At 37.5% G+C, this 25,900-nt stretch carries 23 protein-coding genes and 4 tRNA genes; 16 read left to right on the top strand and 11 right to left on the bottom strand.

Annotated features, from left to right (window positions below; all coding sequences use genetic code 11):
* Positions 1–2 precede the first annotated feature (2 nt).
* Positions 3–473 carry a hypothetical protein gene (locus LF887_RS01475; RefSeq protein WP_236857072.1) on the bottom strand — a complete coding sequence of 157 codons (471 nt, stop codon included), beginning with the start codon at positions 471–473 and terminating at the stop codon, positions 3–5.
* A 27-nt stretch (positions 474–500) separates the two neighbouring features.
* Positions 501–1,313, bottom strand: a complete 813-nt coding sequence (locus tag LF887_RS01480; protein WP_236857073.1) for a cell wall anchor protein — start codon at positions 1,311–1,313, stop codon at positions 501–503.
* A 280-nt stretch (positions 1,314–1,593) separates the two neighbouring features.
* Between LF887_RS01480 and LF887_RS01485 the strand changes: the two genes are divergently transcribed.
* From LF887_RS01485 to LF887_RS01555, 15 genes are all read left to right on the top strand, one after another.
* Positions 1,594–1,917, top strand: coding sequence for a DUF6660 family protein (locus tag LF887_RS01485; protein ID WP_236857074.1), 324 nt, complete (start codon positions 1,594–1,596; stop codon positions 1,915–1,917).
* Positions 1,918–2,057: 140 nt separating this feature from the next.
* The gene (locus tag LF887_RS01490) at positions 2,058–6,419 is read left to right on the top strand and encodes a CusA/CzcA family heavy metal efflux RND transporter (RefSeq protein ID WP_236857075.1); all 4,362 of its coding nucleotides are present in this window, start codon (positions 2,058–2,060) and stop codon (positions 6,417–6,419) included.
* An 82-nt stretch (positions 6,420–6,501) separates the two neighbouring features.
* Positions 6,502–7,731 (top strand): efflux RND transporter periplasmic adaptor subunit, encoded by a 1,230-nt coding sequence (locus LF887_RS01495; protein WP_236857076.1) that lies wholly within the window; start codon positions 6,502–6,504, stop codon positions 7,729–7,731.
* 137 nt (positions 7,732–7,868) lie between these two features.
* Positions 7,869–8,750 carry a bestrophin family protein gene (locus LF887_RS01500; protein WP_236857077.1) on the top strand — a complete coding sequence of 294 codons (882 nt, stop codon included), beginning with the start codon at positions 7,869–7,871 and terminating at the stop codon, positions 8,748–8,750.
* A gap of 18 nt (positions 8,751–8,768) precedes the next feature.
* Positions 8,769–9,659, top strand: a complete 891-nt coding sequence (locus tag LF887_RS01505; protein ID WP_236857078.1) for a cation diffusion facilitator family transporter — start codon at positions 8,769–8,771, stop codon at positions 9,657–9,659.
* A gap of 17 nt (positions 9,660–9,676) precedes the next feature.
* A complete protein-coding gene (locus LF887_RS01510; protein ID WP_236857079.1) occupies positions 9,677–10,096 on the top strand; it encodes a Fur family transcriptional regulator in 420 nt (139 codons plus the stop codon).
* Between the two features lie 44 nt (positions 10,097–10,140).
* Positions 10,141–12,123: a heavy metal translocating P-type ATPase gene (locus LF887_RS01515; protein ID WP_236857080.1), complete on the top strand. Its 1,983-nt coding sequence runs from the start codon at positions 10,141–10,143 to the stop codon at positions 12,121–12,123.
* 513 nt (positions 12,124–12,636) lie between these two features.
* A complete protein-coding gene (locus LF887_RS01520) occupies positions 12,637–12,999 on the top strand; it encodes a hypothetical protein (RefSeq protein ID WP_236857081.1) in 363 nt (120 codons plus the stop codon).
* A 219-nt stretch (positions 13,000–13,218) separates the two neighbouring features.
* Positions 13,219–13,494 (top strand): YHS domain-containing protein, encoded by a 276-nt coding sequence (locus LF887_RS01525; protein ID WP_236857082.1) that lies wholly within the window; start codon positions 13,219–13,221, stop codon positions 13,492–13,494.
* A complete protein-coding gene (locus LF887_RS01530; protein ID WP_236857083.1) occupies positions 13,481–14,158 on the top strand; it encodes an SCO family protein in 678 nt (225 codons plus the stop codon). The genes LF887_RS01525 and LF887_RS01530 overlap by 14 nt, the downstream gene beginning before the upstream one ends.
* A gap of 126 nt (positions 14,159–14,284) precedes the next feature.
* Positions 14,285–14,959: a superoxide dismutase gene (locus LF887_RS01535; RefSeq protein WP_300686614.1), complete on the top strand. Its 675-nt coding sequence runs from the start codon at positions 14,285–14,287 to the stop codon at positions 14,957–14,959.
* A 4-nt stretch (positions 14,960–14,963) separates the two neighbouring features.
* Positions 14,964–15,332 carry a hypothetical protein gene (locus LF887_RS01540; protein WP_236857084.1) on the top strand — a complete coding sequence of 123 codons (369 nt, stop codon included), beginning with the start codon at positions 14,964–14,966 and terminating at the stop codon, positions 15,330–15,332.
* 262 nt (positions 15,333–15,594) lie between these two features.
* The gene (locus LF887_RS01545) at positions 15,595–16,422 is read left to right on the top strand and encodes an MbnP family protein (RefSeq protein WP_236857085.1); all 828 of its coding nucleotides are present in this window, start codon (positions 15,595–15,597) and stop codon (positions 16,420–16,422) included.
* Positions 16,415–17,464 carry a cytochrome-c peroxidase gene (locus LF887_RS01550; RefSeq protein WP_236857086.1) on the top strand — a complete coding sequence of 350 codons (1,050 nt, stop codon included), beginning with the start codon at positions 16,415–16,417 and terminating at the stop codon, positions 17,462–17,464. The genes LF887_RS01545 and LF887_RS01550 overlap by 8 nt, the downstream gene beginning before the upstream one ends.
* Positions 17,465–17,476: 12 nt before the next feature.
* Positions 17,477–18,424 carry a transporter gene (locus LF887_RS01555; RefSeq protein WP_236857087.1) on the top strand — a complete coding sequence of 316 codons (948 nt, stop codon included), beginning with the start codon at positions 17,477–17,479 and terminating at the stop codon, positions 18,422–18,424.
* Between the two features lie 98 nt (positions 18,425–18,522).
* On the opposite strand, the gene LF887_RS01560 is transcribed toward LF887_RS01555, so the two are convergent.
* The 9 genes from LF887_RS01560 to LF887_RS01600 form a co-directional block, all read right to left on the bottom strand.
* Positions 18,523–19,311, bottom strand: a complete 789-nt coding sequence (locus LF887_RS01560) for a T9SS type A sorting domain-containing protein (protein WP_236857088.1) — start codon at positions 19,309–19,311, stop codon at positions 18,523–18,525.
* Between the two features lie 214 nt (positions 19,312–19,525).
* A complete protein-coding gene (locus tag LF887_RS01565; protein ID WP_236857089.1) occupies positions 19,526–20,299 on the bottom strand; it encodes a T9SS type A sorting domain-containing protein in 774 nt (257 codons plus the stop codon).
* Between the two features lie 376 nt (positions 20,300–20,675).
* Positions 20,676–20,747, bottom strand: a tRNA-Glu gene (locus tag LF887_RS01570).
* Between the two features lie 65 nt (positions 20,748–20,812).
* A tRNA-Glu gene (locus LF887_RS01575) sits at positions 20,813–20,884 on the bottom strand.
* 85 nt (positions 20,885–20,969) lie between these two features.
* Positions 20,970–21,041 (bottom strand) — tRNA-Glu (locus LF887_RS01580).
* A gap of 10 nt (positions 21,042–21,051) precedes the next feature.
* Positions 21,052–21,306: a 30S ribosomal protein S20 gene (gene rpsT, locus LF887_RS01585; RefSeq protein WP_076353226.1), complete on the bottom strand. Its 255-nt coding sequence runs from the start codon at positions 21,304–21,306 to the stop codon at positions 21,052–21,054.
* Positions 21,307–21,372: 66 nt separating this feature from the next.
* The gene (locus tag LF887_RS01590) at positions 21,373–21,693 is read right to left on the bottom strand and encodes a hypothetical protein (RefSeq protein ID WP_076353227.1); all 321 of its coding nucleotides are present in this window, start codon (positions 21,691–21,693) and stop codon (positions 21,373–21,375) included.
* A 14-nt stretch (positions 21,694–21,707) separates the two neighbouring features.
* Positions 21,708–21,779 (bottom strand) — tRNA-Glu (locus LF887_RS01595).
* A 59-nt stretch (positions 21,780–21,838) separates the two neighbouring features.
* On the bottom strand, positions 21,839–23,125 hold the full coding sequence (locus LF887_RS01600; protein ID WP_236857090.1) for an N-acetylmuramoyl-L-alanine amidase: 1,287 nt from the start codon (positions 23,123–23,125) through the stop codon (positions 21,839–21,841).
* Between the two features lie 53 nt (positions 23,126–23,178).
* On the opposite strand from LF887_RS01600, the gene LF887_RS01605 reads away from it, so the two are divergent.
* Positions 23,179–25,764: a putative LPS assembly protein LptD gene (locus tag LF887_RS01605; protein WP_236857091.1), complete on the top strand. Its 2,586-nt coding sequence runs from the start codon at positions 23,179–23,181 to the stop codon at positions 25,762–25,764.
* Positions 25,765–25,900 lie beyond the last annotated feature (136 nt).

Below are 25,900 nucleotides of genomic sequence, written 5' to 3' on the forward strand. Positions count from 1 at the left end.
TCTTATCGTTTGGTGATATTTTTACTAAAAATTCTGCCATCTTTTAGGGTAAATTGTACAACGTATACCCCCCAATCATAGCCTATCATGTTAACCTTGACTTGCTTGTTAAGATCAGGCGCATTCTGCTCGTGGAATTTCCAGTGAATAGTACTGTGCTGATATAATGAAACGGATTCTATTAGCCCATCTACTTCTTCGCTCCAGTCAATAGTTAACACATCATTTACAGGAACTGGATATAACCTTATTTGTTTCCAAAATGAAGTTTCATCTATAATTTGAGATTCTGGTTGTGTTATAGAAACAGTTTTAGCTTCTGTTTTTGCAGGCTCTTGGGCTATTTTCCCAGCGATATTAGTACCCCTGTATCTTTGATTTCCTGCTTCATCGTATTTGAAATAGACTTCTGTTTGGGAAAATCCGAAGAAACCTATCATCAGAGATGATAGTGATAGTAATTTTGTTTTCATTTGTGATTATTTTTGTGTTGATAATAGTTACTGAACCTGCTGTTTCAACTCTCTAAGTTCCTCGGATTGCTTTTCTAATATTTCAATCTTTTGAGATTGTTGCTGTAATTTCTTATTCTGCTCAATGGAATAAAGAGTTAACTCCTCAATCTTCTCAAGCAGCTTGGAATTCATCTCAGCAACGTTAATTCCGTTTTCAAGTACTTCCTGAGTAGTGGGAATGTTAGGCAAATGCCCTTTTTCAATAATATGTTTTTCAACATCCTCTAAAGACCTCAGTTTATATTCTTTTTTAAAGACATAATCAGCCCATACATTAGCTTTGACTTCAACTTCTTTAGCCTTAATTTTACCGTCAAATCTGGCAATGGCATTATTGAAGAACTTTACCCAGGTTCCGTTATAGCCATCCTGAATACCAAAATAGGTAGAACCATCATTGCCATCATTAGGTTGAGCTACAATAATATTATGAGAAACGTCAAGATTTCTTAAGACAGTATCCCCTACACCACCACCATAACAGCCATTACATGATGATTTCCCAATTTGAAACCTTCCTAATGAATTGGCAATTTCAAGAACAGGATTGTCATTATTATACACTCTCATTGTAGTATAAGGATTAGTATCCGTATCATTGAGTCCAACCCTTAAGGCTCCTGTTGGAAGTATACGAAGTGATGGGTTATTGTTAGCTTTAAAGACTAATGGTTGGTTATCTGTAGTCCCAATGAAATTATTGGAAGGATTGGTTCCTGAATTTCCTGTAATATTCCAATTTTGTGCAAATGTAAATGATGACATTAATAGTGCAATCGAAAATAATTGTGTTTTCATAATCTGTGTTTTTGTTTAAGAATTCTAGATCGTTTATGCATTAAAAGTAATGTTTTTTGATCTAATTTTTAACTTAATGTATTGATTTTAAGTTGGTTTTGTTGTTTGTAGTATAGGGTGATGATAAAAATAAAAAATGTATTTTTTTTTACGATGAATCATCTGTTTAATGGGAAAATATTTTTTGAAATTTTTTGATAAATGGGTAGTCGTGCTATAGTTTTTCAACTTATAAGATGAGTTGTTACCCATTTTAGAAAAAATCTCTACCTTTGTCACAATGAACCTGTTAAGATGGATACTGGCAATTTATTTCATGGCGTTATCACTGATGCCCTGTGAAGATGCGCTCCATCCACTGAATTCAGGAAATCAAAAGATATCGTTAAACATTCAAGAGAATCATTCCACAGAAAAAGGAGACATTTGCTCTCCGCTTTGTTCCTGCAGCTGCTGTCAGATGACTGTTTCTGCGTTCAAAATGGATCCCTTGTTGGAGATTCCTGAGCAGATTCCGGTTTATTTCTCAAAGAAAATTCTATTCCAGAAAAACGATTTCGCTTACCAGATTTACGATCCCATCTGGCAGCCTCCTAAAATTTAATTTTTATTGATTCTTAGAAAGTTAGCTTTCTAAACCGTGCTTGAAACTTTGCAATACCATTGCAGAGGTTTTCAGGATATTTTTGCAGCAGCATTGTAATGCTGTGTGCATTCATTTTCAATAAAAATTAAATATTAATTGTGTTAGATAAAATCATAAAATTCAGTATCAGAAATAAAGCGGTTATTGGTATCATGACTTTATTACTGGTCATCTGGGGAACCTGGAGTGCTACAAAGCTGCCTATAGATGCGGTACCGGATATCACCAACAACCAGGTGCAGATCATCACTGTGTGTCCTACACTAGCCGGACAGGAAGTAGAGCAGCTGGTAACCTTCCCAATAGAGCAGAGTATTGCCAATGTTCCCGATATTCAGGAGACAAGAAGTATTTCAAGATTTGGACTTTCTGTGATTACAGTCGTTTTCAAGGAAAATGTAGATGTTTACTTTGCCAGACAGCTCATTAATGAACAACTGAAAAACGCAGTGGAAGAAATTCCAAAAGGGGTAGGAACTCCCGAGCTGGCTCCTGTAAGTACGGGTCTCGGAGAAGTGTATCAGTATATTCTTCACCCTAAAAAAGGAAGCGAAAAGAAATACAATGCCAAAGAACTTCGTACCATGCAGGACTGGATCGTGCGTAGACAGTTGAACGGAACTCCGGGAGTTGCTGAAATTAACAGTTTTGGTGGAGAGTTAAAACAATATGAGGTAGCTATTGACCCCAACCGTTTGAAGGCCATGGGAACCAGTATTACCGAAATATTTACCGCCCTTGAAAAAAATAATCAGAATACCGGAGGAGCTTATATTGATAAAAAGCCGAACGCTTATTTTATCCGCGGAATCGGATTAGTAACTTCTCTGGAGGATATTAAAAATATAGCTGTTAAAAATGAAACAGGAAGCGTTCCGATTTTCATAAAAGATGTGGCAGATGTCCGTTTAGGAAGTGCCGTTCGCTATGGGGCGCTGACTTATGACGGGAAAGTAGATGCTGTAGGTGGGGTTGTTATGATGCTGAAGGGGGCCAATAGTAATGAAGTAGTTAACAATATCAAAGCAAAGATTCCAACCATCCAGAAATCTCTTCCTGATGATGTGGTAATAGAACCTTTTCTTGACAGGACGGATTTAGTGGACCGGGCGATCAATACCGTTCAAAAAAATCTTATTGAAGGAGCTTTGATCGTTATTTTCGTTCTTGTTATCTTCCTCGGAAACCTGAGAGCAGGTCTTATTGTAGCCTCAGCAATTCCGCTTTCCTTGCTGTTTGCGCTGGGAATGATGAATGTTTTTGGGGTAAGTGCCAACCTGATGAGCCTTGGTGCAATAGATTTCGGGTTAATAGTAGATGGAGCCGTAATTATTGTAGAAGCCACACTGCATCATTTGGGGGTAAGGAAATCTGTCCGGGCATTGACACAGTCTGAAATGGATGAAGAAGTATTTCTTTCTGCATCCAAAATCAGGAGCAGTGCTGCTTTCGGAGAGATTATTATCCTTATTGTATATATTCCAATTCTTACATTGGCTGGAGTGGAGGGGAAAATGTTTACCCCGATGGCCAAAACGGTAGGATTTGCAATTCTGGGAGCTTTGATTCTCTCTCTGACCTATATTCCAATGATGAGCGCTTTGTTTTTATCCAAGAAGATCTCTCACAGAGAAACTTTTTCAGATAAGATGATGAACCGTCTTCAGAAGATCTATCAACCCTTATTGCAGAAAGCAATCAAAGTAAAATATATTGTGGTCTCTGCAACAGTGGTTGTCTTTCTTATTTCCGCTTTTATATTCAAAAATATGGGCGGTGAATTTATTCCGCAATTGCAGGAAGGAGACTTTGCTTTCCATTGTATTTTGCCACAGGGAAGTTCACTCAGCCAGAGTATAGAGACCTCAATGCAGGCATCAAGAATTATAAAACAGTTTGATGAGGTAAAGATGGTAGTGGGGAAAACAGGATCAGCAGAAGTTCCTACAGACCCAATGCCTCCTGAAGCAACCGATATGATTGTGGTGCTGAAGCCCCAAAGCGAATGGAAAACCAAAAAATCCTATAACGAACTCGGAGATGAAATCAGTGAAAAGCTCGAAACAATTCCTGGGGTGTTCTTTGAGAAAAACCAGCCTATTCAGATGCGTTTCAATGAGCTGATGACAGGGATCAGACAGGATGTTGCCGTGAAAATCTTTGGAGAAAACCTTGACTCACTGGCAGTATATGCTGATAAAGTTGGAAAAATTATTCAGACTGTTGACGGAGCCACAGCTCCTCAGATTGAAAGGGTAAGCGGACTTCCGGAGATCAATGTGCAGTATGACAGAACAAGAATTGCCAATTATGGATTAAATATTGAAGATGTGAACAATGCTGTAAGTACTGCCTTTGCAGGAAAAGCGGCAGGGCAGGTTTTCGAAAATGAAAGACGTTTTGATCTGGTAGTCCGTTTGGACAGTCTTCACAGAACTGATATCTCAGATGTTAACAACCTAATGATTACTTCCGGTACGGGAGCACAAATTCCTTTGTCACAGGTGGCGAATATAGGTTATAAACTGGGGCCTGCACAAATAAGCCGTGAACAGGGTAAACGTAGAATTGTGATTGGCTTCAATGTAAAAGGACGTGATGTGGAAAGCGTTGTAAAAGATATTCAGACAAAACTAAATAAAGTAAAATTACCATCCGGCTATTACTTTACTTACGGAGGACAGTTTGAAAACCTTCAGGAAGCTAGTAAAAGGTTGATGATTGCTGTTCCGGTGTCACTACTTCTGATTTTTATGCTGCTGTATTTTACCTTCCGGTCATTCAAGCAGGCTGCTTTGATCTTTACGGCTATTCCTATGAGTGCTATCGGAGGTGTGTTCGCTCTTTTGGTGAGAGATATGCCATTCAGCATCAGTGCCGGAATCGGATTTATAGCCCTTTTTGGAGTCGCGGTACTTAATGGAATTGTTTTGATAGGAACTTTCAACCAATTGGAGAAAGAAGGAGAAGAGGATATTCTGAAAAGGGTATTTGAAGGAACGAAAACAAGATTAAGACCAGTTCTGATGACCGCAACAGTTGCCTCGTTAGGATTTTTACCAATGGCTATTTCCACAGGAGCAGGGGCAGAAGTTCAGAAGCCCTTGGCGACGGTAGTTATCGGAGGTCTGATAACGGCAACATTCCTTACTTTATTCGTTTTGCCAATGCTGTATATCATTTTTAACACAAAGATTCTGAAAAGAAAAAATAATAAGACAGGAACATTTACTATTGTTCTCATTTTAGGATTTATGATGCTGGGGCAGACTTTTAAAGCGCAGTCCAGATCTATTTCTGCGGAAGAAGCAGTAGAAATGGCGGTAAACAATAATCTAACCTTGCAGTCAAAGGATTTAAGCATAAAATCCGCTGAAGCTTTGCGTGCTACAGCTAAAGAACTTCCCAAGCTAAGCGTTGAAGCACAGCTCGGGCAGTATAACAGTCCGAAATTTGATCAGTCTTTTGCAATCTCTCAAAGCATTCCTTTTCCAACCCTTTTTAAGGCAAGGAAAGAATTGATCAGTGAAAATATCAAGAGTAAGCAGATTGATAAAGAGGTTACAGCCAATGAATTGATAAAACAGGTCCGTACCTATTATTATCAGATAGAATACCTGCAGTATAATAAAGCACAGCTGACAAGTCTGGCCGGATATTATGAAGACTTTATCCGGATTGCAACAGTGAGATTTAAAGCCGGTGATATCAAAAAAATTGAAATCAATACCGCAGAAACCCAAAAAGGAGAGATTGATCTGCTGCTTAGGCAAAATGAAGTATATCTGAATAATGCCTACAAGAGTTTAAAAACACTTCTGAATACCACGGATAATCTTGAAGTGCCCTTTAAAAAAGATTATGCCCCTTTAAAAGCAGAAAATGTACTGGATAGTTCCATAGTCGCGAATAACCCTTCTGTAAGGGCTTTTTACCAGGAAATGGAAATTGCGGAAAAAAATAAAAAAGTTGAAAAATCCCTGGGAATGCCAGACTTTAACCTGGGATATACCAATCAATCCCTGATAGGGCTTCATACCGTTAACGGGCAGGAAAATTTTTACAATTCCGGAAAACGATTCCAGTCTGCCACCGTAGGAGTTGCAATTCCTTTAACCTTTGGAGCTACAAAAGCGAGGATTCAGTCGCTGGAATATGAAAAACAGGTGGCTGAAACCAATGCGATAATGCAAAAGAAACATCTTTCTGCACAGCTGGAAAATGCTTTCAGCCAATATCAGCAGGATACCCAGCAATATGAATATTACAACAGTCAGGCACTGCCAAATGCAGAAAAAATTGTTAAAGCAGCTCAATTAGGATATAAAACTGGAGAAATTTCCTACGTGGAATATCTTTTTGCTTTACAGACTGCTACCAATATCCAATTAAAATATCTGGAATCTATTCAACAGGTAAATCAATCTGTAGTTACCATTAATTCAATCATTAATAAATAATATGAAATCGCTGGTCACACAATTTTCGGACAAGCCCATCAAAGCGATGACGTACAGTATTAGAAAAAATATATACTTGCTTATGAAACTCAAATATAATATCCTTACTCTTGCCCTGATCTCTCTATTCATAATAAGCTGTGGGAAAAAGGAAGCTTCAGAAGAAAAAGCCCCTGAAAAAACAGAGCAGAAAGAAGCTGCCCATGAAGAAACTCCGGTAACTATTGCTTCTCTCACAGAAGACCAGATGAAGTCTGTAGGAGTAGCTTTGGGAACCGTAGAAATGAAGGAGTTGACCTCCACTATAAAAGCCAATGGTCTGCTGAGTGTACCCAACAGTAATAAAGCGACCATCACTTCCCTTTATGGGGGAATCATCAAAACCTTAAATGTTCAGGTAGGAAGTATTGTGAAAAAAGGACAGGTGATTGCCACTATTGCCAACCCGGAATACATCCAGCTTCAGGAGGATTATCTGACTACCAACAGCAGAATAACCTACGCAGAACAGGAATACAGAAGACAGAGAGAACTTTTTGATAACGATGCAGGAGCTAAGAAAAATCTGCAAAGTGCCGATGCAGAGCTGAAGACCCTGAGAACAAAAAGAGCCTCACTTTTAAAACAGCTTCAGATGATGGGAATAAGCCCGGCAAAAGTAAGTAATGGAAATATGAAATCCGGATTGGTGATTACAGCACCTATCAGCGGAACAATCAGCAGTATTGCAGCGCAGATAGGAAGCTATGTGGATATTTCTGCACCGGTAGCTACAGTGATTGATAACGGATCTATTCACCTGGATCTTCAGGTGTTTGAAAAAGACCTTCCGAAAATGAGAGTCGGGCAGATTGTTCACTTTAAGCTGACCAACAATCCGGAAACGGAATATGATGCAAGAATTTACAGCATAGGATCTTCTTTTGAAAACGAAAGTAAAACCATCTCTATGCATTGCGAAGTGATTGGAAATAAATCAGGCCTTATAGATGGAATGAATATCACCGGAATTGTAAGCCTTGATAAAAGTACAACTCCCGCAGTTCCTACGGAAGCTATTGTAGAAGCAGACGGAAAATATTATGTTTTTATCCAGACCGCCAAAAAACAGGAAGAAGAACATGACGAAAAAGGAAAACCTCATCCGAAAACCCTAAACTTTGAAAAAATAGAAGTGGTAAAAGGTACATCTGATATGGGATATACTGCGATGACACCGGTAGGAAATATTCCTGACAGTGCAAAAATTGTAGTAAAAGGAGCTTTTTTTGTGAACGCTAAACTGGTTAATTCTGGAGAACATGAACATTAATTAAAGCCACCGGAATCAGCGGAATATCGATATTTATCCTTAAATTAGAACTGTTTACGTAATTATTTTTATTGAATGTAAAAGGATTTGAAAAAGGATAAAGATCATCTCACCCAATTGTAATAAATGACTTTGTTATGTTATTGAACAAAAAAATATCAGTCTGGTATTTCATCCGTGAAATAAAATTCCAAATTCTGTTCATCGCAATCTTTGCTGTGGCGATTGGTCTTTTGGATATGCTGCCGTGGTTTCAGAAGATCTCACTTCCTTTGAATATTCCTGCGCTGCTGGGAACGGCAGTATCACTACTGTTAGCTTTCAGAACTTCCCAGTCCTATGAAAGGTGGTGGGAAGCCAGAACAGTGTGGGGAGCTATTGTGAATGATTCCCGGACTTTGGTAAGGCTGATCATTCAGTTTATGCCGGAGGGAAAAAATCAAACAATAAAAGATTTTGCTGAACGTCAGATTATATGGACGTATGCCCTTGGAGAATCTTTGAGAAAACTTCCATTTTCTACAAAAGTAAAGCAATACCTGGATCAGCACAATGTCAGTGCTGTTAATATCCCCAATGCACTTCTGGATGAGCATTCCAGGCAGATAAGGGAGATTACGGCTTCAAAAGAACTTACAGATTTTCAGCAAATGCAGCTGAATGATATCATCACAAGGCTGTGCGACAGCATGGGAAAATGCGAAAGACTGAAGAATACAGTGTTCCCCCGTTCTTACAGTGTCTTAGTACATATTTTGATCTATGTATTTGCAGCCATCCTTCCGTTTGGACTTGATGATTCTCTGCTGGCGGTAGAAATTATGATTACTTTTCTGATTCCGGTGGCGTTTGTCGCTATTGAAAAAACATCCATCATCATGCAGGATCCTTTTGAAAACGGGCCTGTAGATACCCCCATGACTTCTCTGGCACAAACTATTGAGATCAATATCAGACAAATGATAGGCGATCAGAATGTTCCATTGAAAAAAGAAAATACATCCTATTATGAAATGTAATTAAACCATAGATAGAATATGGAAAACACACAAACACCCTCTGCAGCAAGCAGGCATAAAAAAAGTCTCCTTATTGTACTGTGTCTTAGCGGTACCTATCTCATTGCTGAGGTGATAGGAGGCATTATGACCAACAGTCTTGCATTATTGGCAGATGCCGCTCATATGCTGACCGATGTCGTAGGATTATTGTTAGCACTTATAGCCATCAAGATAGGAGAAAGAAAAGCAGATCCTTCAAGAACATACGGTTATTACCGTACTGAAATATTAGCTGCCGTAATTAATGCAGTCGTTTTACTCGGCATTTCATTGTATGTATTGTTTGAAGCGTATCAGCGTTTTCAAAATCCGCCGGAAGTACAAAGCAAGGCAATGCTGATTGTAGCAGGAATTGGATTATTGGTGAATATAGCCGGAATGATGATTCTCAGAAAAGATTCAGAAGGAAGTCTGAATATGAAAGGAGCTTACTTTGAAGTTCTTTCAGATATGCTTACTTCAGTTGGAGTAATGATTGCCGGAGTTATTATGCTCACAACAGGATGGTATTATGCAGACCCGTTGATCTCAGCAGCCATCGGACTTTTGATTTTCCCAAGAACATGGAAGCTCTTGAAAGAAGCCATCAATGTTTTGCTGGAAGGAACCCCTAAAGATGTGGATATTCATGAACTGCGGAAATCATTGGAGAAAACCTCAGGGGTAAAAAATGTTCATGATCTGCATGTATGGTCTCTTACTTCAAGTGTAAATGCCATGAGTGCCCATATTGTAAAAGAAGCTGGTATTCCTCAGAATCAGCTGTTAAAAACATTAACGGAATCGACCGTCAATAATTTTAAAATAAGCCATACTACTTTTCAGATAGAAGAAGAGGGATACGAAGAAAATGAAGTACATCTGTAAAATTTTAAAAATTAACAATGAAAAAAGATATAGAAAACAAGCTCATCGATAAAAATACAAAACCTACCAGTATGAGAATTCTGGTATATGATTTTTTAAGCTCTCAGGAGGCTGCATTATCTCTGTCTGAAATAGAAAACTACTTTGATAATGCTGACAGAATTACAATCTACAGAACCCTGAAAACCTTTGAAGAAAAAGGAATCGTACACAGTATTCAGGAGAATACCACAACAAAATACAAATTATGCGATGACGACTGCGATGAAAAAACTCACAAAGACTGGCATTTGCATTTCTACTGTAAAATATGCAAACAGACCACTTGCAAAGAAGATATTTCCTTCCCGGAAAACATACAGACCAATTTCAGAATTGATGAAATAAGGCTCTTTGCTAAAGGAATCTGCGAAAACTGTCTTGAAAGTTTGCAATAGCATTGCATCAGTTTCAACCCTAAATTTGTATAAAAATATCAGTTATGGAAAAATGCTGCAGTACAACTCCGGAAAAACCAAATACAAAAGGATATCAACATAATCATTCGGAAGTAGACGGACATGATCATGACGGACATGACCACTCTCATGATTCCGGTGATCAGACAGTCTTTCAGATGTTTCTTCCGGCTATTATATCTTTTGTAATTTTATTATTAGGTATTGCTTTTGACAACTATATAAAACCAACATGGTTTACAGGCTGGGTACGTTTAGTCTGGTTCCTGGCGGCTTACATTCCTGTAGGATTACCTGTATTAAAAGATGCTTATAAAAGTATCCTTAAGGGAGGTGTGTTTTCAGAATTCTTTTTGATGAGCATAGCCACTATTGGTGCTTTTGCTATCGGAGAGTATCCTGAAGGAGTAGCCGTAATGCTCTTTTACGCTGTAGGAGAGGTATTTCAGTCTATGGCAGTGACCAGAGCAAAAGGAAATATAAAAGCTTTGCTTGATCAGCGTCCGGATGAGGTGACGATTATGGAAAATAATCAACCGCGGACGATCAAGGCAAAAGAAGCGAAAATTGGAGATATTATTCAGTTGAAACCCGGTGAAAAGCTTGCATTGGACGGAGAACTTCTGTCAGATAAAGCTTCATTCAATACCGCAGCACTTACCGGAGAAAGTAAACCGGATACCAAGAATAAAGGAGAAGTGGTATTGGCAGGGATGATCAATATGAACAATATTGCTCTGGTAAAAGTAAGTACCGCTTATGAAGACAGTAAGCTGAGTAAGATACTGGAGATGGTTCAGAATGCAACGGCTCAAAAAGCCCCAACAGAATTGTTCATCAGAAAATTTGCCAAAGTCTATACCCCTATCGTCGTGTTTTTAGCCATAGGAATCTGTCTGCTGCCTTATTTTTTTGTCGATGATTACCAGTTCAGAGATTGGCTATACAGAGCATTGATTTTCCTTGTGATTTCCTGTCCTTGTGCATTGGTAATTTCCATCCCGCTGGGATATTTCGGAGGGATTGGAGCTGCCAGCAGAAATGGGATTTTGTTTAAAGGAAGTAATTTCCTGGATAGTATTGCAGAGATTCAGAACGTGGTGATGGATAAAACAGGAACGATGACAGAAGGAGTGTTTAAAGTTCAGGAGGCAGACTTCAGCCCTGAATTTAATAAAGACGAAATTCTCCAAATGGTCAATGCTCTGGAAAGCAAAAGTACACACCCGGTTGCTACGGCCATTCACAATTATGTAGGAGATATCAATCACTCTATTCCACTGGAAAATGTAGAAGAGATTGCAGGACACGGGTTGAGAGCAACAGTGGATGGAAAGGAACTTCTGGTTGGAAACTTTAAACTGATGGATAAGTTCAATATCCGTTATGATATTAACCATGCTAATATTGTGTATACGCTGATTGCTGTGGCATTTGATAACAGGTTTGCCGGATATATCACTATTGCAGACAGTATAAAAGCAGATGCCAGGGAAACGGTTGACAAACTTCATAAAATGAATGTAAAAGCCACTATGCTGAGTGGTGATAAAAGTACGGTGGTGAAGTATGTGGCAGATCAGCTGGGTATTGATAGCGCATTCGGAGATTTGCTGCCGGAAGATAAAGTAAATAAGGTAAAGGAAATCAAAGCGGGAAATCAAACCGTAGCTTTTGTAGGAGACGGGGTGAATGATGCACCGGTAGTTGCTTTAAGTGATGTAGGAATTGCAATGGGAGGCTTGGGAAGTGATGCTACCATTGAAACTGCAGACGTAGTGATTCAGGATGATAAACCAAGTAAAATTCCAATGGCAATCAATATCGGAAAGCAAACAAAGAAAATCGTCTGGCAGAATATCATTTTAGCATTTGCCGTAAAAGCGGTAGTCCTAATCCTGGGAGCCGGAGGTTTGGCAACCATGTGGGAAGCCGTATTTGCTGATGTAGGAGTTGCATTGCTGGCCATTTTAAATGCTGTAAGGATTCAGAGAATGAAATTTTAAAAGATAAAATGATAAAAGAATCCGGAAAGGCTGCTAAATGAAGTTAGACAAATAATAAACACATACTAAATTATATTCAACAAAGGCTCTCTGATCTCTCAGTGGAGCTTTTGTTTTATCGCTTATTTGAGCCGGGAAATGAAAAAAGCTCTGCCAAAAAAGGGGCAAAGCTTTTATTAACAAGATTAAACTTTTATAAAGAACTAATTTGTACTTGAATATAGAAATCAACCTATAGAGTCCAAATAATCTACTCAAAGTTCGTAATAATCTAATGAAGGCGACAGACACAGTTCCGTAATTTTCAAAGGTAACAGATGTAAAACAGAAGCAAATTGTACCGGAGATAAAATTTTGCACCCTGAAGCTTCCTGTAATATAAAATTTTGTGCTTTTACGATGATCCGACAAAACCCTCTATAAAAAATTAACATTCACCGTCAATGACATTCATCATAAATGAATGATAAAATAATTCCGAAGTAGTATATTTGCAGCAGAGAAACTGAAGCGTTGAGGTTATTAATTTCCATATTCATCATTTTTACTGTTGCAATACGTCCAGTCTTGCCATTGGTAAACTATGCTGTGAATTATGACTATATCGTAAAAAATCTTTGCGAGAAAAGAGATATACTACAATCAACGTGTAAGGGTAAATGCTATGTGGAAAAAGAACTGGCAAAAACAGAAAAACAGTCCAATAGCTCACAAACTATTAAGATTGCCGGCTTAGACGTCTTTCTTTCTAATGAAATCCTTTCCTTTTCAGGGCAGCCTGGCTCCGGATTACTCACAGAAATTCCGGATCCCAGTTACTTTAACTCTCATTCCTCAGAATTCTTTTCAAGAATTTTCCATCCTCCGTTAATGTAGATGCTTAATATAAACTATGTTTTTAGTTTATAGGTTAAGATTTTTAAATCTTTCACTAATAAGCAATTAAAGATACGCGGAGCAATGGTGGTTTGTGAAAATCACACGAACTCTTTTTAAACACTTATGTGTTTTTTACACTAATTGTTTCGTGAATCGTAGACTTATACTTTGTGTGATCATTTTATTTAACATTATTAATTTCAATTTAACATTAAAATGAAATCTCTAATTATTTTGGGCGCTATGATGTCCATCTCATTCATGTCTTGTGCCAAAGAAACGCCTCAGGTAAAGCACAAAAGCCATATGAACTCTTCCAAAGAAAATATAAAAAATGTGCAGGTAGTCAACGCAGAAGATCCGATCTGTCATATGAAAACTGCGGAGTTTCTTAAAGATACTGCAGTCTATAAAAATAAAACGTATGGTTTTTGCAGTGTTTACTGTAAAGATGAATTTAAAAAAAATCCTGAAAAATATGCCCAAAAATAATAAAGCCAATAACAAGAGTAAAGTCATTATACCCATTGCTGTAATTGCTTTGCTTTTCCTGGGAATAGGAGTAGGGATGGGGTACTTTAAGAATAACCTTTATACGGTAATGAAAGTTCCTGATTTTGAACTCACTGATCAGAACAGTAAAAAGATTACCAACAAAGATATGCTGGGAAAAGTATATCTGGTAGAATTTTTCTTTAGCAAATGCCCTACGATATGTCCTGTAATGAATACCAATATGAAGGCCATTCAAAATCAGGTCAGCGATCCCAACTTTGGAATTATTTCCATAAGCATCGATCCGGAAAATGATACGCCCGCAGCTCTGAAAGAACATGCCCAAAGAATAGGAGCAAAGTCTCCCAACTGGCATTTTTTGACCGGAGACAGAACGTATATTGGTAATCTTGCTGAGCAATTTAATATCTATGTGGGAGATAAAGAAGATGAAGGAGAGAGCCTGAATCACAGCGGGATGATAGCACTGGTAGATCAGGAAGGAAATATCAGATGCCGGTATAATAAAGAGAATATGCCGATTCTGTATTACTCAGGATTGAATTATGATGATCCGGAAGGTAAAAGCCCGAGGTTAAATGGGAAATATCACCCGGACAGAGAAATTCTGATAGAAGATATTAAGAAATTACTGAAATAATAAGTTGAAAGATAACGTTATGAGCCAGGAAGAAGTCTGCGGTTGTTTTCCAGCCGGAATTACTTTATCCCGGAGAATTTATCTTTCATCCCAGAAAAATATTGTTTAACCATAAAACAAAACGTTATGAAGATTATGAAAATAGCTGCTTTAAGTGCAGTTTTTGCCGCTCAGTTTACACTGGCACAATTCAAGCAGACCCCTCTGCCATATGCGTATAATGCGCTGGAAGGTTCTATCGATGCTCAGACGATGGAAATTCACTATTCAAAACATGGAGCTGCTTATACAGCTAATTTGAATAAGGCTATTGCAGGAACGCCACAGGAAAAACAGACTTTGGTTCAGATCCTGGCTGAAACTTCCAAGATGACTCCTGCGGTAAGAAATAATGCAGGTGGGCACTACAACCATGAGCTTTTCTGGACAATGCTTACACCGGAGAAAAATACACAGCCTTCAGCAAAATTAGCAAAAGCAATCAATGATGCTTTTGGAAGTCTGGATGCTTTCAAAGAAAAAATGAGTAAAGCCGGAGCAGACCGTTTCGGTTCAGGATGGGCGTGGCTTTCTGTAGATAAAAACGGAAAACTTTTCGTTTCTTCAACCCCTAACCAGGATAACCCTATGATGGATATCGTAGAAGAAAAAGGAACTCCTATCCTTGGAATTGACGTTTGGGAGCATGCTTATTACCTGAAATATCAGAATAAAAGAGCAGACTACCTTTCCGCAATCTGGAATGTGCTGAACTGGAAAGAAGTTAGCAAAAGATATGATGATGCTTTAAGCAAAAAGTAACTTCATGAAATTATTTTACGGCGTACTCTTTACTTTTTATATGGTGTTCAGACCTCTGATCCCCTTGGTAGAGTATGCCGTAAATTATGATTATATCGCAAAAGTTCTCTGTATCAATAAATCAAGGCCGGAAATACACTGTAATGGAAAATGTTACCTGAGTAAAGAATTGGCAAAAAACAACGATTCAGAATCTTCACCTTTACAAAAAACAAAAAACTCAGGACAAAAAATACTTGACATATATATCCTGCCTGAAATTGCGGAAATCTCTGCTGAAGAAAAATTTCCGGTTCTCAATTTCACTTTCCCCTATGAAGCAGTCTATTCCTTTCTGTTTCTGAAACACATTTTCAAACCACCGGTTTTTTAAGTTACAACAATCATTTTTTAACCATAAAAGCCGCCAAAGAATGCTCTTAATAATCACAATTGTAAGACCATTACTTTATTAAAGGTAAAAGTCCGCATAAGTTGAAAATCTCTGATTAAAAAACTTAAGTGTTCTTAGGATGCGCAAACTTATCACTTACAACTTAAGTGTAGAAAACGCTTGTGCCTTTTATGGTAAAAAGAATGTTTTTACATTCAAAAACAATCCATTCAAAAATTGTATTCAACTTAAAAAATCAACAATGAAAATCTATAAATTTTTATCCTTATTCTTTATTGCTTTTACTTTATTTACCCTTTCATCTTGTGGAAACAGAGATGATGATAATTCGCAGGATACCACTTCCGGAAGCCTCCAGATCAAATTTGAAAACGGATTTAATAATTTAGGAGATATTATTTTAAACCAGACCGTACAGACCTCTTCTCAGGGACAGAAACATAACTTCTCAGCCTTAAAATATGTAATCAGCAATATTACGCTGATTGATGAGAACGGAAATGAATTTAAATACAATGAAAATAACCCTGATAAAGGGGCCTTTATCGTAGATCAGGCTGATGCAGTGGCCGGTATTGTATACCTTAACCTTGATGGTGTTCCGAAAAATAATTATAAGAAAATAAGATTTGGTTTGGGTATCAGCCAGAAAGCTTACCTGCTGGGACAGGACGGGCAGGCTGAATTCTGGACCAGAGCTAAGCAGAAAGGAATGTCGTGGTCATGGGCTGCAGGATATGTTTTCGTAAAGCTGGAAGGGAAATATGGTTCCGGTTCTCCTTCACAGGAATTCATGAACCATACAGGAAATATGGGAAATACAGTGGCAAATGGTACTCCGGATCTTTACCGCGAAATTATCCTTAATCTTCCTACAACTGCAAGAGTAACCGGGCAGATCAGACCTTCTGTTCATATTCTGGCAGACCTGAATCAGTTTTTAAGCGGAGATAAGGCTCTTGCACTCACATCAGCTAATGATATGATGATGGGATCCGGCCAGCATCTTGTAGATGTGACGAACAACCTTACCAAAATGTTTAAAGTAGATCACGTTCACAATGATTAATTTTTTGATAAAGACTGTATTGGTTGTAGTGATCTTTCTTTTAAGCTGTATCTCCTGTTCCGATGAGGTAATGCAGCCTTTGGAAAAAGATGAAGCCTATAATCTGCAGTTTCCTGGATATTTCCCTGAAATGACTTTCGATAAATCGGCCAATCCCGCTACCAAAAACGGGGTTGAGCTGGGAAGAAAATTATTTTATGAAGGCAGGCTATCCAGAAACAATACGATTTCATGTGGTTTTTGCCATATCCAGGAAAATGCATTCACCCATCATGGGCATACCGTTAGCCATGGCGTAGATGATAGAATCGGAATCCGGAATGCACCACCTATTCAAAATATGGCTTTTTTGAAAAGATATATGTGGGATGGAGTAATTCATAATTTGAATGAACAGCCTATCAGCCCGATCACTGATGTGAATGAAATGGACAGTTCTATACCGGAAGCTATTTCAAAAATAAAAGGTGATCAGAAATATAAAAATCTTTTCAAAGCAGCTTACGGAGACGAAACTATTACAGGTGAAAGAATTTTAAAAGCATTATCACAGTTTATGGCTTCATTGATATCAGCCGATTCAAAATATGACAGATTCCGGCAGGGGAGGGAGCAGCTGACCTCAGAAGAATCCCAGGGGATGGCATTGTTCAGTCAGAAGTGTGCTTCCTGTCACAGTGGAGAACTGTTCACTGATGAAAGTTTCAGAAATACCGGAATGTATTATAATACTGAATTTAAAGATGCAGGGCGCTACCGTGTGACACTTGATCAGGTTGACTGGATGAAATTCAGGGTGCCAAGTTTAAGAAATGTAGAATATACTGCTCCTTATATGCATGACGGAAGATTTTACACCTTAGATGCAGTACTCAATTTCTATTCGGATCAGGTGGAAGATAATACCAATCTGGACCCGCAGCTTAAGAAAAACGGACATATAGGAATTGCAATGAACAGCCAGGAAAAACAACGTATTGTCACCTTTCTGAAAACACTGTCTGATAAAAATTTTATATCCAATCCAAAATTTGCAGAATAATTTAAAGAAAATATGAAGAAGATCATTATAATCATAAGCCTGGTTTTATTTAATCTCAGTCACGCTGGAACTATTATAGACAGTGCTTATATCTCTCAGAATTATCATAATAGAATAGAATTTGATGACGATTGTGATGCATGTGGTTGTGCCGCAGGAAACGGGTCATCCGGATTTGAGTCTTTATTGAATCCACAGTTTGTCGGGATTAAATACTTTGCTCAGCATTACAAAGCAAAAGAGAATTTATTTGTAAAAGATCTTACTCAGGATCAGTATTTCAATACCCTTCAGCTATGGGGGAAAATTCCGGTGGCGAAAAAACTGAGCGTCTATGCAAGTCTGCCATTTCACTTTCATGAAAAAAAGACGATGCAGGGAGATATCAGAATCAATGGAATCGGAGATCTGAATCTGATGGGAATCTATCAGCTTATAAGTTCTAAAAATAATTTTCATCAGTTGAATGGAGGATTGGGAGTCAAAGTTCCTTTAGGGAAATTTGATGAAAAAGGAATATCAGGAGTCAATCCGAGTTTTCAGTTGGGAACAGGAAGCTGGGATTATCAGGCAGCTTTGAATTATAAATTTCAAAAAAATAAAATAGCCGTACTGGTGAATACAGATTATACTATTAAGACGGAAAATAAAAAGAATTACCATTTTGGGAATCAGTGGAACTATGCGGCAACCGGGTTTTATCAGATTACAGGAAATGAAAAGACTAACTTTTCTGCGAAGACAGGATTTCAGGGAGAAGTATATGCCCAAAACAAACAGTTTGGAGAAGGCTTACCCAATACTGCCGGAAGTGCACTGTATGGAAAACTGGGATTTGAAGCGTCTTATAGAAAGTTCAGCCTGGGAAGCGAAGTGATGCTTCCTGTATATAGCCACCTTGCAGGAGGGGATATTGAAGCCAGATCGCGTTTCAGTATTTTCCTGAACATCGGAATTTAAATTCTGAATTGAACCTTAGAGAATTTTTATGGAATCTTCCATAAGAATATAAAAAGAAAACCGGTAAACTGAAAAGTCTGCCGGTTTGTCTTTATCATTTATTTAATAATAATTTTACGAGAGTAAGATTTTCCTTCCTTCGTCTGAAGTGTCATGATGTATATACCTCCAGGCTGTTTCGTTTCAAAAGTATTTGATTTCAATTTGGAACGGAACACTTCTTTTCCTGAAGTATTCGTTAAGCTGACCTCTGAACCTTCTGCCGCAACATTTTTGTCAAGAGTAAACTGACCGTCCTGATTATAGGCCATGAAGTTGATAAAAGGGTCTTTGTATTGGTAAGCGTAGTAAACCCTAAGCTCACCGCCTAAATTAAGAAGACCTGAATTTACATTGATTTTAATACGGTCAAAAGGAATATTCATCGTAAGTTCAATTTCTCCCTTGCTAGGATCCGTACCTCCAAGTTGCAGGATATTATTGTTAAGATTCTGGTAGTCGTTGTTGGATACGTCTCCGTTAAATGTTTCAATAGAAACTCCGCCAAGAACCTGTGCGGATAAAGGAGTTCCGTTCGATCCAATTCCAATAACAAGTTTATTTGTATTATTATTGATATTGCTGCTTGGGAAGATCAGGGTCTGTTCTGTTCTTGCCAATAACCCGATTGAAACCTGCAGTGTAGAATAATCATCCTCATTGCTTCCGATGGCATTGAGTGGATTCAGAACTCCACAACCTATACATACTCCGAATACCTGACTGGTTTGACTGCTTGCATAGATTTTGGTAATCTGAGCATAAGACATTGTGCTCATCAGAAATAAGAATAAAGCTGACATACCTGCTTTGAGTGCATGCTTTCTCACTAATAAATTGTTTTTCATATGTTTAATTTTTGAGATTTTAGTTTTAAGTAAAATTACATATAAAATAATTATGTTGGTTATTTTATTTCAATTTTTAGTGAAATTTAAACATTTGTATTATATAACGAATTATTGTTAATTTTTAATTAATATAAAAATCTTTTTTATCTCTTTGAAATGTACATAAAAAAAACCGGCAGATTTTTTAATCAGCCGGTCTTAAGGGTATCATTTATTTAACAATAATTTTACGTGAGTACATTTTTCCTTCTTTGGTTTTAACGGTCATGAAATAAACCCCTTCAGGCTGTTTAGAATCAAAAGTTTTTGATTTCAGCGTAGAACGGAATACTTCTTTTCCAGATGTATTGGTAAGAGCAACCTCAGAGCCTTCCAAAGGAACGTTTCCATCCAGAGTAACTTGTCCGCTCTGGCTGAATGCCATTATATTAATTAATGGATCCTGGTAAGCATAGTATATTCTGAACCCACCCCCAAGGCTGAGTACTCCGCCGGTCAATCCAATTCTGATTCCGTCATAAGGTTTATCCGGTTTAAATTCTACAATACCTCTGTTAGGTGTAGCTCCCAGCTTCAGAAGACTTACATCTATTGTTCTGCGGTCATCGTTGGAAGTTCCTCCGTTCATAGTTTCCAGCGTCACACCACTTAGTAATTGTACAGATAAAGGAATATTATCAGTTCCAATACCTACAACCAGTCTTGTGTCGGATCTCAGATCCGGAAAAAGTAAAGTTTGCTGAATTCCTCCTAAAAGTACAGTTCCCAATACCATTGTTGAATAATCGTCTTCATTACTTCCTACAGCATTGAGAGGGTTGTCTACACGGCATCCTAGGCATGCTACTCCAAATACACCCGAGCTTTGAGCGTGAGCATAAATTCTATTCTGTGCAAATGAAAGGGTAGTGGCAGAGAATAGAAATAAAGACATTAATCCTGCTTTAAAAGAGAATTGATTTCCCAAAGGTAAATTAAATTTCATGTTATTTATTTTTGAATGAATAGTTTTATTCAAATTTAGGCATTAAAAGGAAAAGTAGAAAATAATATTTCCATTTTTGGTGATTTTTTTAATAAATCCTTTGTTTATAGTTTATAAAGCTGATTGAGCAGAGGAAGTAGATAGGATCAGAATGGGAAGCTAAAGCAGGACTGGATTATATTTTCAGGCGTAAAAGTTGGGAAGAAATAGTCTACAATGAGAGAAGGTAGATTATTTTGAAGTAAAGAATTAATCGGATTATTTATATGAGTAAAATTTTTTCTATTCAGATTAGACAAGCTTTTTGCTTAGTCCCAGCTTTTGCGCCTGATCTATGGTAAACAAAAAAAAGAGACTTTCGAAAAAGTCTCTTTTGTAGCCCGTAGGGGAATCGAACCCCTCTTACCAGAATGAAAATCTGAGGTCCTAACCGATAGACGAACGGGCCCTCTATCTTCCATTACCGAAGTAATGTGTTAGTTTTGTTTTTATAAGTATCAACTCTTAATCTTGTAGCCCGTAGGGGAATCGAACCCCTCTTACCAGAATGAAAATCTGAGGTCCTAACCGATAGACGAACGGGCCGGTTAGATTTTTTATTTAAATATAGCTTTTCTACTTTTTCTTTAAAAAACCACTGATGTTTTACAGTGGTTTTTAAAGATTTAAGTAGCCCGTAGGGGAATCGAACCCCTCTTACCAGAATGAAAATCTGAGGTCCTAACCGATAGACGAACGGGCCAGCTATATTTTTACGCTAATTTATTAACGTGCTTTGTTAATTTGCTTTTCAAGTTAGCTGCTTTGTTTTTGTGGATAATATTTTTCTTAGCTAATTTATCCAATAAAGCGATAACTTTTGGCAACTGTTCTGTAGCAGCAGCTTTGTTCTCCTCATTTCTTAAGGTCTTCAATGCTGTTCTAGCAGTCTTGTGATAATATCTGTTACGAAGTCTTCTAGTTTCGTTTTGTCTAATTCTCTTTAGAGCTGATTTATGATTTGCCATATCGTTTAAATGTGAGTGCAAAACTATAAACTTTTTCTTTAACTACCAAATTTATTTTGAAAATTTTTAATTTTCTTCTGAAAGGTACTTTCTAAGCTTATCTATTGCTTGTTCTATTTTTAAATTTTCCTGTTCTTTTTCTATTTTTTTGATCGTATTTCCAAGCATGATCAGTGCATTGTTCCATTCTCCAGTGGTATTGGTGAAAGTAAGTTCGTCTATTGTTACTTCAAAAGCAACCCTTTCTCCAGTCCTGTAAAGTCTGAAACTTATTTTATCATCCCTGCCTGTAATCCCTTCTTCATTGATTTGTAAATCGTAACTTTTTGGGTTAGAGTGGACTTTTTTAAAAAGCAATTTTGCTTCTTGTATTTTCAAATCCGGCATGATATCAAATTTTGTAGCCTATAGGGGAATCGAACCCCTGTTGCAAGAATGAAAATCTTGAGTCCTTACCACTAGACGAATAGGCCAAATTTTGAGGTTGCAAAAGTAATAATTAACTTTTAAACCTCAAAATTATTCTTTTAAATTATTTATATACTTTTTGTATCACCGTGTTTTTGATGCCTTTAGCTTCAAGCTCTTTTTGAAGTTTTGCAGCGTCTTCCAGGGTATATACTTTCCCATACGTATAATAAAACACTCCATTGTCTTTTTCTCTTTCCACGTCTTTCAGGTTTTGAAGAATGTAAGAGTTGCCATTCAGTTTGTCTCCGGAGTAGACTTCTATCGTATAATATCCCATGCTGATTCTCTGATTTGGCATAAATCCTACCGCAAAAGCATTTCTGAATCCTGCATCTTTGGCTGTCTTAAGGTTGATATCTTTTACAGAGGCCATATTGGTGACCGCATAGTAATATTTGTATTGTCCGTTCTCTTTGATAGTCAGGATATAATTTAACCCTTTAAGAGCGGGATCATTTTCGTTAAACTTTGTAGGAGAGCTCATCAATAGTATTCTGAAATCGTTTTTCAGAGGAGCTTCTGCCGGTTTTTCAGGTTCCTGTTTTTTTATTGCAACAGATCCGCCGGATTTTCTGTCGACCGCTTTTTTGTAATCAATGATTGCATTATAAATACTTTCAGCAATTTCTTCCTGGCCTTTTTCGGAGGCAATATAATGACTTTCTTCCGGATGATTAATGAATCCGGTTTCTATCAGTACAGAAGGCATGGCATTCATACGGAGAACGTGAAGGTTCTTCTGAAAAACACCTCTGGAAAATCTTTTGTCTTTATTCACAAAATTATCTTCTACCAATCCTCCCAGAAGAAGACTGGATTCCAGATATTTGCTTTGCTGAAGTTTTAGGGCAATCAAAGATTCCGGAGAGTCGGGATTATAAGACCCGAAGGTCTGTTTATCTTTTTCATCCAGAAAAATCACGTCATTTTCCCGTTTTGCCACTTCAAGGTTCTCATTGTTTTGGTTGGGTCCCTGAACATAAGTTTCCGTACCATAGGCTGTAGGTCTTTGTGCAGAATTACAGTGAATGGATACGAAAAGATCTGCTTTACTTCTGTTAGCCAGGTTCGTTCTGTCGGATAGAGAAGGATATTCATCGATCTTACGGGTGTATATTACTTTGAAATCTCTGTTTTTCTCCAACATTGCCCCCACTTTTAAGGTAATAGCGAGTGTAATGTCTTTTTCAGCAATCCTTCCAATGTCAGAATAAGTCCTGTTGGCTCCATGATCACTTCCTCCGTGTCCCGCATCCAGAACGATTGTAAACTTCTTTTGAGAGAATACAAAGTTGCTGATCAGGATAAGGAGAAATGATAAAATTATTTTAAAATTTTGTTTGTGCATCTTACAGTTATAAAAATTATATTAATTTTGGGCCTTAATTATATATAATAAAATTGGCCAAAACCGTCCTCAAAAATATATTACAAATTTTAATTATCCTAATTTTTAACAATTTTTTAGCACAGAAAACTCCTGAAAAATTGCCTAAAAATGCGGTTAATGATACTATTTCCAAAAAGGATACCATAGTTGTAAAAAAAGAAACTTTGGATGATATTCTTCATACAAAAGCTGATGATCAGCGAAGAGATGTCCCCAAAAGAATGACATTCCTTAACAAGAATGCCCAGGTAAAATATCAGGATATGCAGATTGATGCAGATTATATCTCCATTGATGATAATAAAAACCTGATCTATGCCCGTGGAAAGCAAGACTCCCTCGGTAAAATTATTGCTCCTGTGATTACCACTCAGGCAGGTAAAAAGTACGAAACTACTGAGTTTAACTATAATACCAAAACCAAACAGGCAATTGCTTTCAATGCCAGAACGGAAGAAAGTGAAGGGGTAATTATTGCGCAGAAAACAAAAAAATATAATGATTCGGTGTTCGCGATGGTAAGAGCGGATTATACGACGGATGATTATTTCATTAAGAAAAAAGATACAGCTGCGGATTACTTTATGAGAGCTTACAATATTAAGCTTATTAAAACCAAAAACAAATCTCAAATCGTTACAGGGCCTATTCAGATGTTTATAGAGCAGGTTCCTACACCTCTTTATCTGCCGTTTGCTATTTTACCATTTTCGGCTAAAAGAGCTGCCGGTATTCTGATTCCGAGTTTCGGAGAAAGGGAAGATGTAGGGTTTTTCCTTAATGGAATAGGTTACTATCAGCCGATTGGAGAACATTTTGACCTTAAAGTGTTAGCAGATATCTATACGAAAGGAAGCTGGAACCTTAGACCGCAAATGAACTATCAGAAAAAGTACCGCTATTCAGGAAATTTTAATGCAGATATCGGAACGGTAGTAAGAGGGATCAAAGGATTGGATGACTATACCAAAAACAGTACCTATAGAATCAACTGGACGCATGCACAGGACTCGAAAGCTAATCCTTTCCTTACATTCAGTGCTTCGGTAGATGTTGTGAGTACGAAATTTTATAATAATCCGCTTAACAACAATTATATTTTCAACCAGAATGTGTTGAATACCCAGCAAAACTCAACGGTAACCCTTACCAAAAGATTTTTGAAGCTGCCTGTTACCATTACCGGGACGGCATCTTATTCTCAGAACTTTGCAACAGGACTTGCTGATCTTCGTCTTCCACAGATGAACGTAGCGGTAAATCAGTTCTATCTGTTTAAGTCGAAAACAGGAGTAAGACAGGGGCTTATTGAAAATATTACAGTAAATACAGGGTTTAACCTGACCAATTTTGTGAATACTAAGGAAAATGAGCTGTTTACAAAGGAAATGTGGGATAAAATGCAGACCGGACTTAAAAATAATATCGCTATTGCTACCAATACCACTCTGGCAAAATATTTCACATTCAGCTTAAGTGCTAATGTTGACAACGCTTTGACCACGAAAACACTGAACAGATTTTATGATCCTGTAAATAATGTTACCGTAGATCAGATTAATAAGCAGTTTACAGGTTATTCAACATTCTCTACCACAGCAAGTCTTCAGACTACGCTATATGGGATGATGAAGTTTAAAAAAGGAGCAGCAATAGAAGCGGTAAGACATATGATGACTCCGAGTATCGGGTTTACCTATTCTCCGGATTTCTCAAGTCCTAATTTCGGATATTACAGAAACTATTACAATGCAAACGGAGCGCTTACCCCTTATTCTATTTTTGAAAAAGGAATTATAGGAAGCCCTTCAAGTGGAATGGTTGGAGCTTTAGGTTTCAATATCGGAAATAATATTGAAATGAAAGTAAAGTCTAAAAGTGATTCTACAGGAGCGAAGAAGATCAAAATTTTTGAGTCTTTAGGTCTTTCAGGAAGCTACAACTTTGCGGCTAAAGATCACCCTTGGTCTATCCTTAGTATCAACGGACAATCTTCTTTCTTTAATAATAAACTTACTGTAAATACGAGTCTTGCTCTTGAGCCTTATAGAATTGCTTTCACACCTGGACAGGATACAGGAGTAAGAACAGAACAGTTCGGGCACTTTAGTGTACAGGGATTCAACGTACAGCTATCATATCCTTTAAGCAGTGAAATCTTTGGAGAAAAGACAGACTATGCTAAGAAATATTCTACAAAAGGAGAGGTGAGGAATGAAAGTTATTATTTTGATGATGATAATTATGCTCATTTCGACCAGGCATGGACTTTGAATATCAGTGCGAATTATGCCTATTCCAAAGGGCTTAGTAGACTTGCAAATAAAATAGCCTCTGTAGGGCTTGACGGAAGCATTAAACTGACTCCTTACTGGAATATAACCGGAAGTACTCACTTTGACATGGTAACAAAAGATCTTGCATATACCAGAATTGGTTTCTCAAGAGATCAGCGAAGTTTTACCATCAATTTCAACTGGGTTCCATTCGGACAGTATAAGGTGTATGACTTCTTTATAGGGATCAAAGCCAATATCTTAAGTGATGCTCTGAAGTATAAAGACAGAAGTTTTACCCAGCCGAATACACCTTTCTAATGTCAGATTGGCATTTGAGAATATAAATTTTATATTTGCAACCAAAATAAATCTAATAAAATCGCTGTTGATGAAATTTTCTAACAGATCAGTACAGAAAGCGGCGGTTGCATATGAGCTTAGAAAAAAATAAATA

Origin of the sequence: Chryseobacterium sp. MEBOG06 (genome assembly GCF_021869765.1) — a bacterium.
Taxonomy (GTDB): domain Bacteria; phylum Bacteroidota; class Bacteroidia; order Flavobacteriales; family Weeksellaceae; genus Chryseobacterium.

Bases quoted from the DNA above. Each gene is read 5' to 3' on its own strand.
- LF887_RS01475 (WP_236857072.1), bottom strand. From the start codon at position 473: ATGAAAACAAAATTACTATCACTATCATCTCTGATGATAGGTTTCTTC.
- LF887_RS01480 (WP_236857073.1), bottom strand. From the start codon at position 1,313: ATGAAAACACAATTATTTTCGATTGCACTATTAATGTCATCATTTACA.
- LF887_RS01485 (WP_236857074.1), top strand. From the start codon at position 1,594: ATGAACCTGTTAAGATGGATACTGGCAATTTATTTCATGGCGTTATCA.
- LF887_RS01495 (WP_236857076.1), top strand. From the start codon at position 6,502: ATGAAACTCAAATATAATATCCTTACTCTTGCCCTGATCTCTCTATTC.
- LF887_RS01500 (WP_236857077.1), top strand. From the start codon at position 7,869: ATGTTATTGAACAAAAAAATATCAGTCTGGTATTTCATCCGTGAAATA.
- LF887_RS01505 (WP_236857078.1), top strand. From the start codon at position 8,769: ATGGAAAACACACAAACACCCTCTGCAGCAAGCAGGCATAAAAAAAGT.
- LF887_RS01510 (WP_236857079.1), top strand. From the start codon at position 9,677: ATGAAAAAAGATATAGAAAACAAGCTCATCGATAAAAATACAAAACCT.
- LF887_RS01515 (WP_236857080.1), top strand. From the start codon at position 10,141: ATGGAAAAATGCTGCAGTACAACTCCGGAAAAACCAAATACAAAAGGA.
- LF887_RS01525 (WP_236857082.1), top strand. From the start codon at position 13,219: ATGAAATCTCTAATTATTTTGGGCGCTATGATGTCCATCTCATTCATG.
- LF887_RS01530 (WP_236857083.1), top strand. From the start codon at position 13,481: ATGCCCAAAAATAATAAAGCCAATAACAAGAGTAAAGTCATTATACCC.
- LF887_RS01535 (WP_300686614.1), top strand. From the start codon at position 14,285: ATGAAGATTATGAAAATAGCTGCTTTAAGTGCAGTTTTTGCCGCTCAG.
- LF887_RS01540 (WP_236857084.1), top strand. From the start codon at position 14,964: ATGAAATTATTTTACGGCGTACTCTTTACTTTTTATATGGTGTTCAGA.
- LF887_RS01545 (WP_236857085.1), top strand. From the start codon at position 15,595: ATGAAAATCTATAAATTTTTATCCTTATTCTTTATTGCTTTTACTTTA.
- LF887_RS01550 (WP_236857086.1), top strand. From the start codon at position 16,415: ATGATTAATTTTTTGATAAAGACTGTATTGGTTGTAGTGATCTTTCTT.
- LF887_RS01555 (WP_236857087.1), top strand. From the start codon at position 17,477: ATGAAGAAGATCATTATAATCATAAGCCTGGTTTTATTTAATCTCAGT.
- LF887_RS01560 (WP_236857088.1), bottom strand. From the start codon at position 19,311: ATGAAAAACAATTTATTAGTGAGAAAGCATGCACTCAAAGCAGGTATG.
- LF887_RS01565 (WP_236857089.1), bottom strand. From the start codon at position 20,299: ATGAAATTTAATTTACCTTTGGGAAATCAATTCTCTTTTAAAGCAGGA.
- rpsT (WP_076353226.1), bottom strand. From the start codon at position 21,306: ATGGCAAATCATAAATCAGCTCTAAAGAGAATTAGACAAAACGAAACT.
- LF887_RS01590 (WP_076353227.1), bottom strand. From the start codon at position 21,693: ATGCCGGATTTGAAAATACAAGAAGCAAAATTGCTTTTTAAAAAAGTC.
- LF887_RS01600 (WP_236857090.1), bottom strand. From the start codon at position 23,125: ATGCACAAACAAAATTTTAAAATAATTTTATCATTTCTCCTTATCCTG.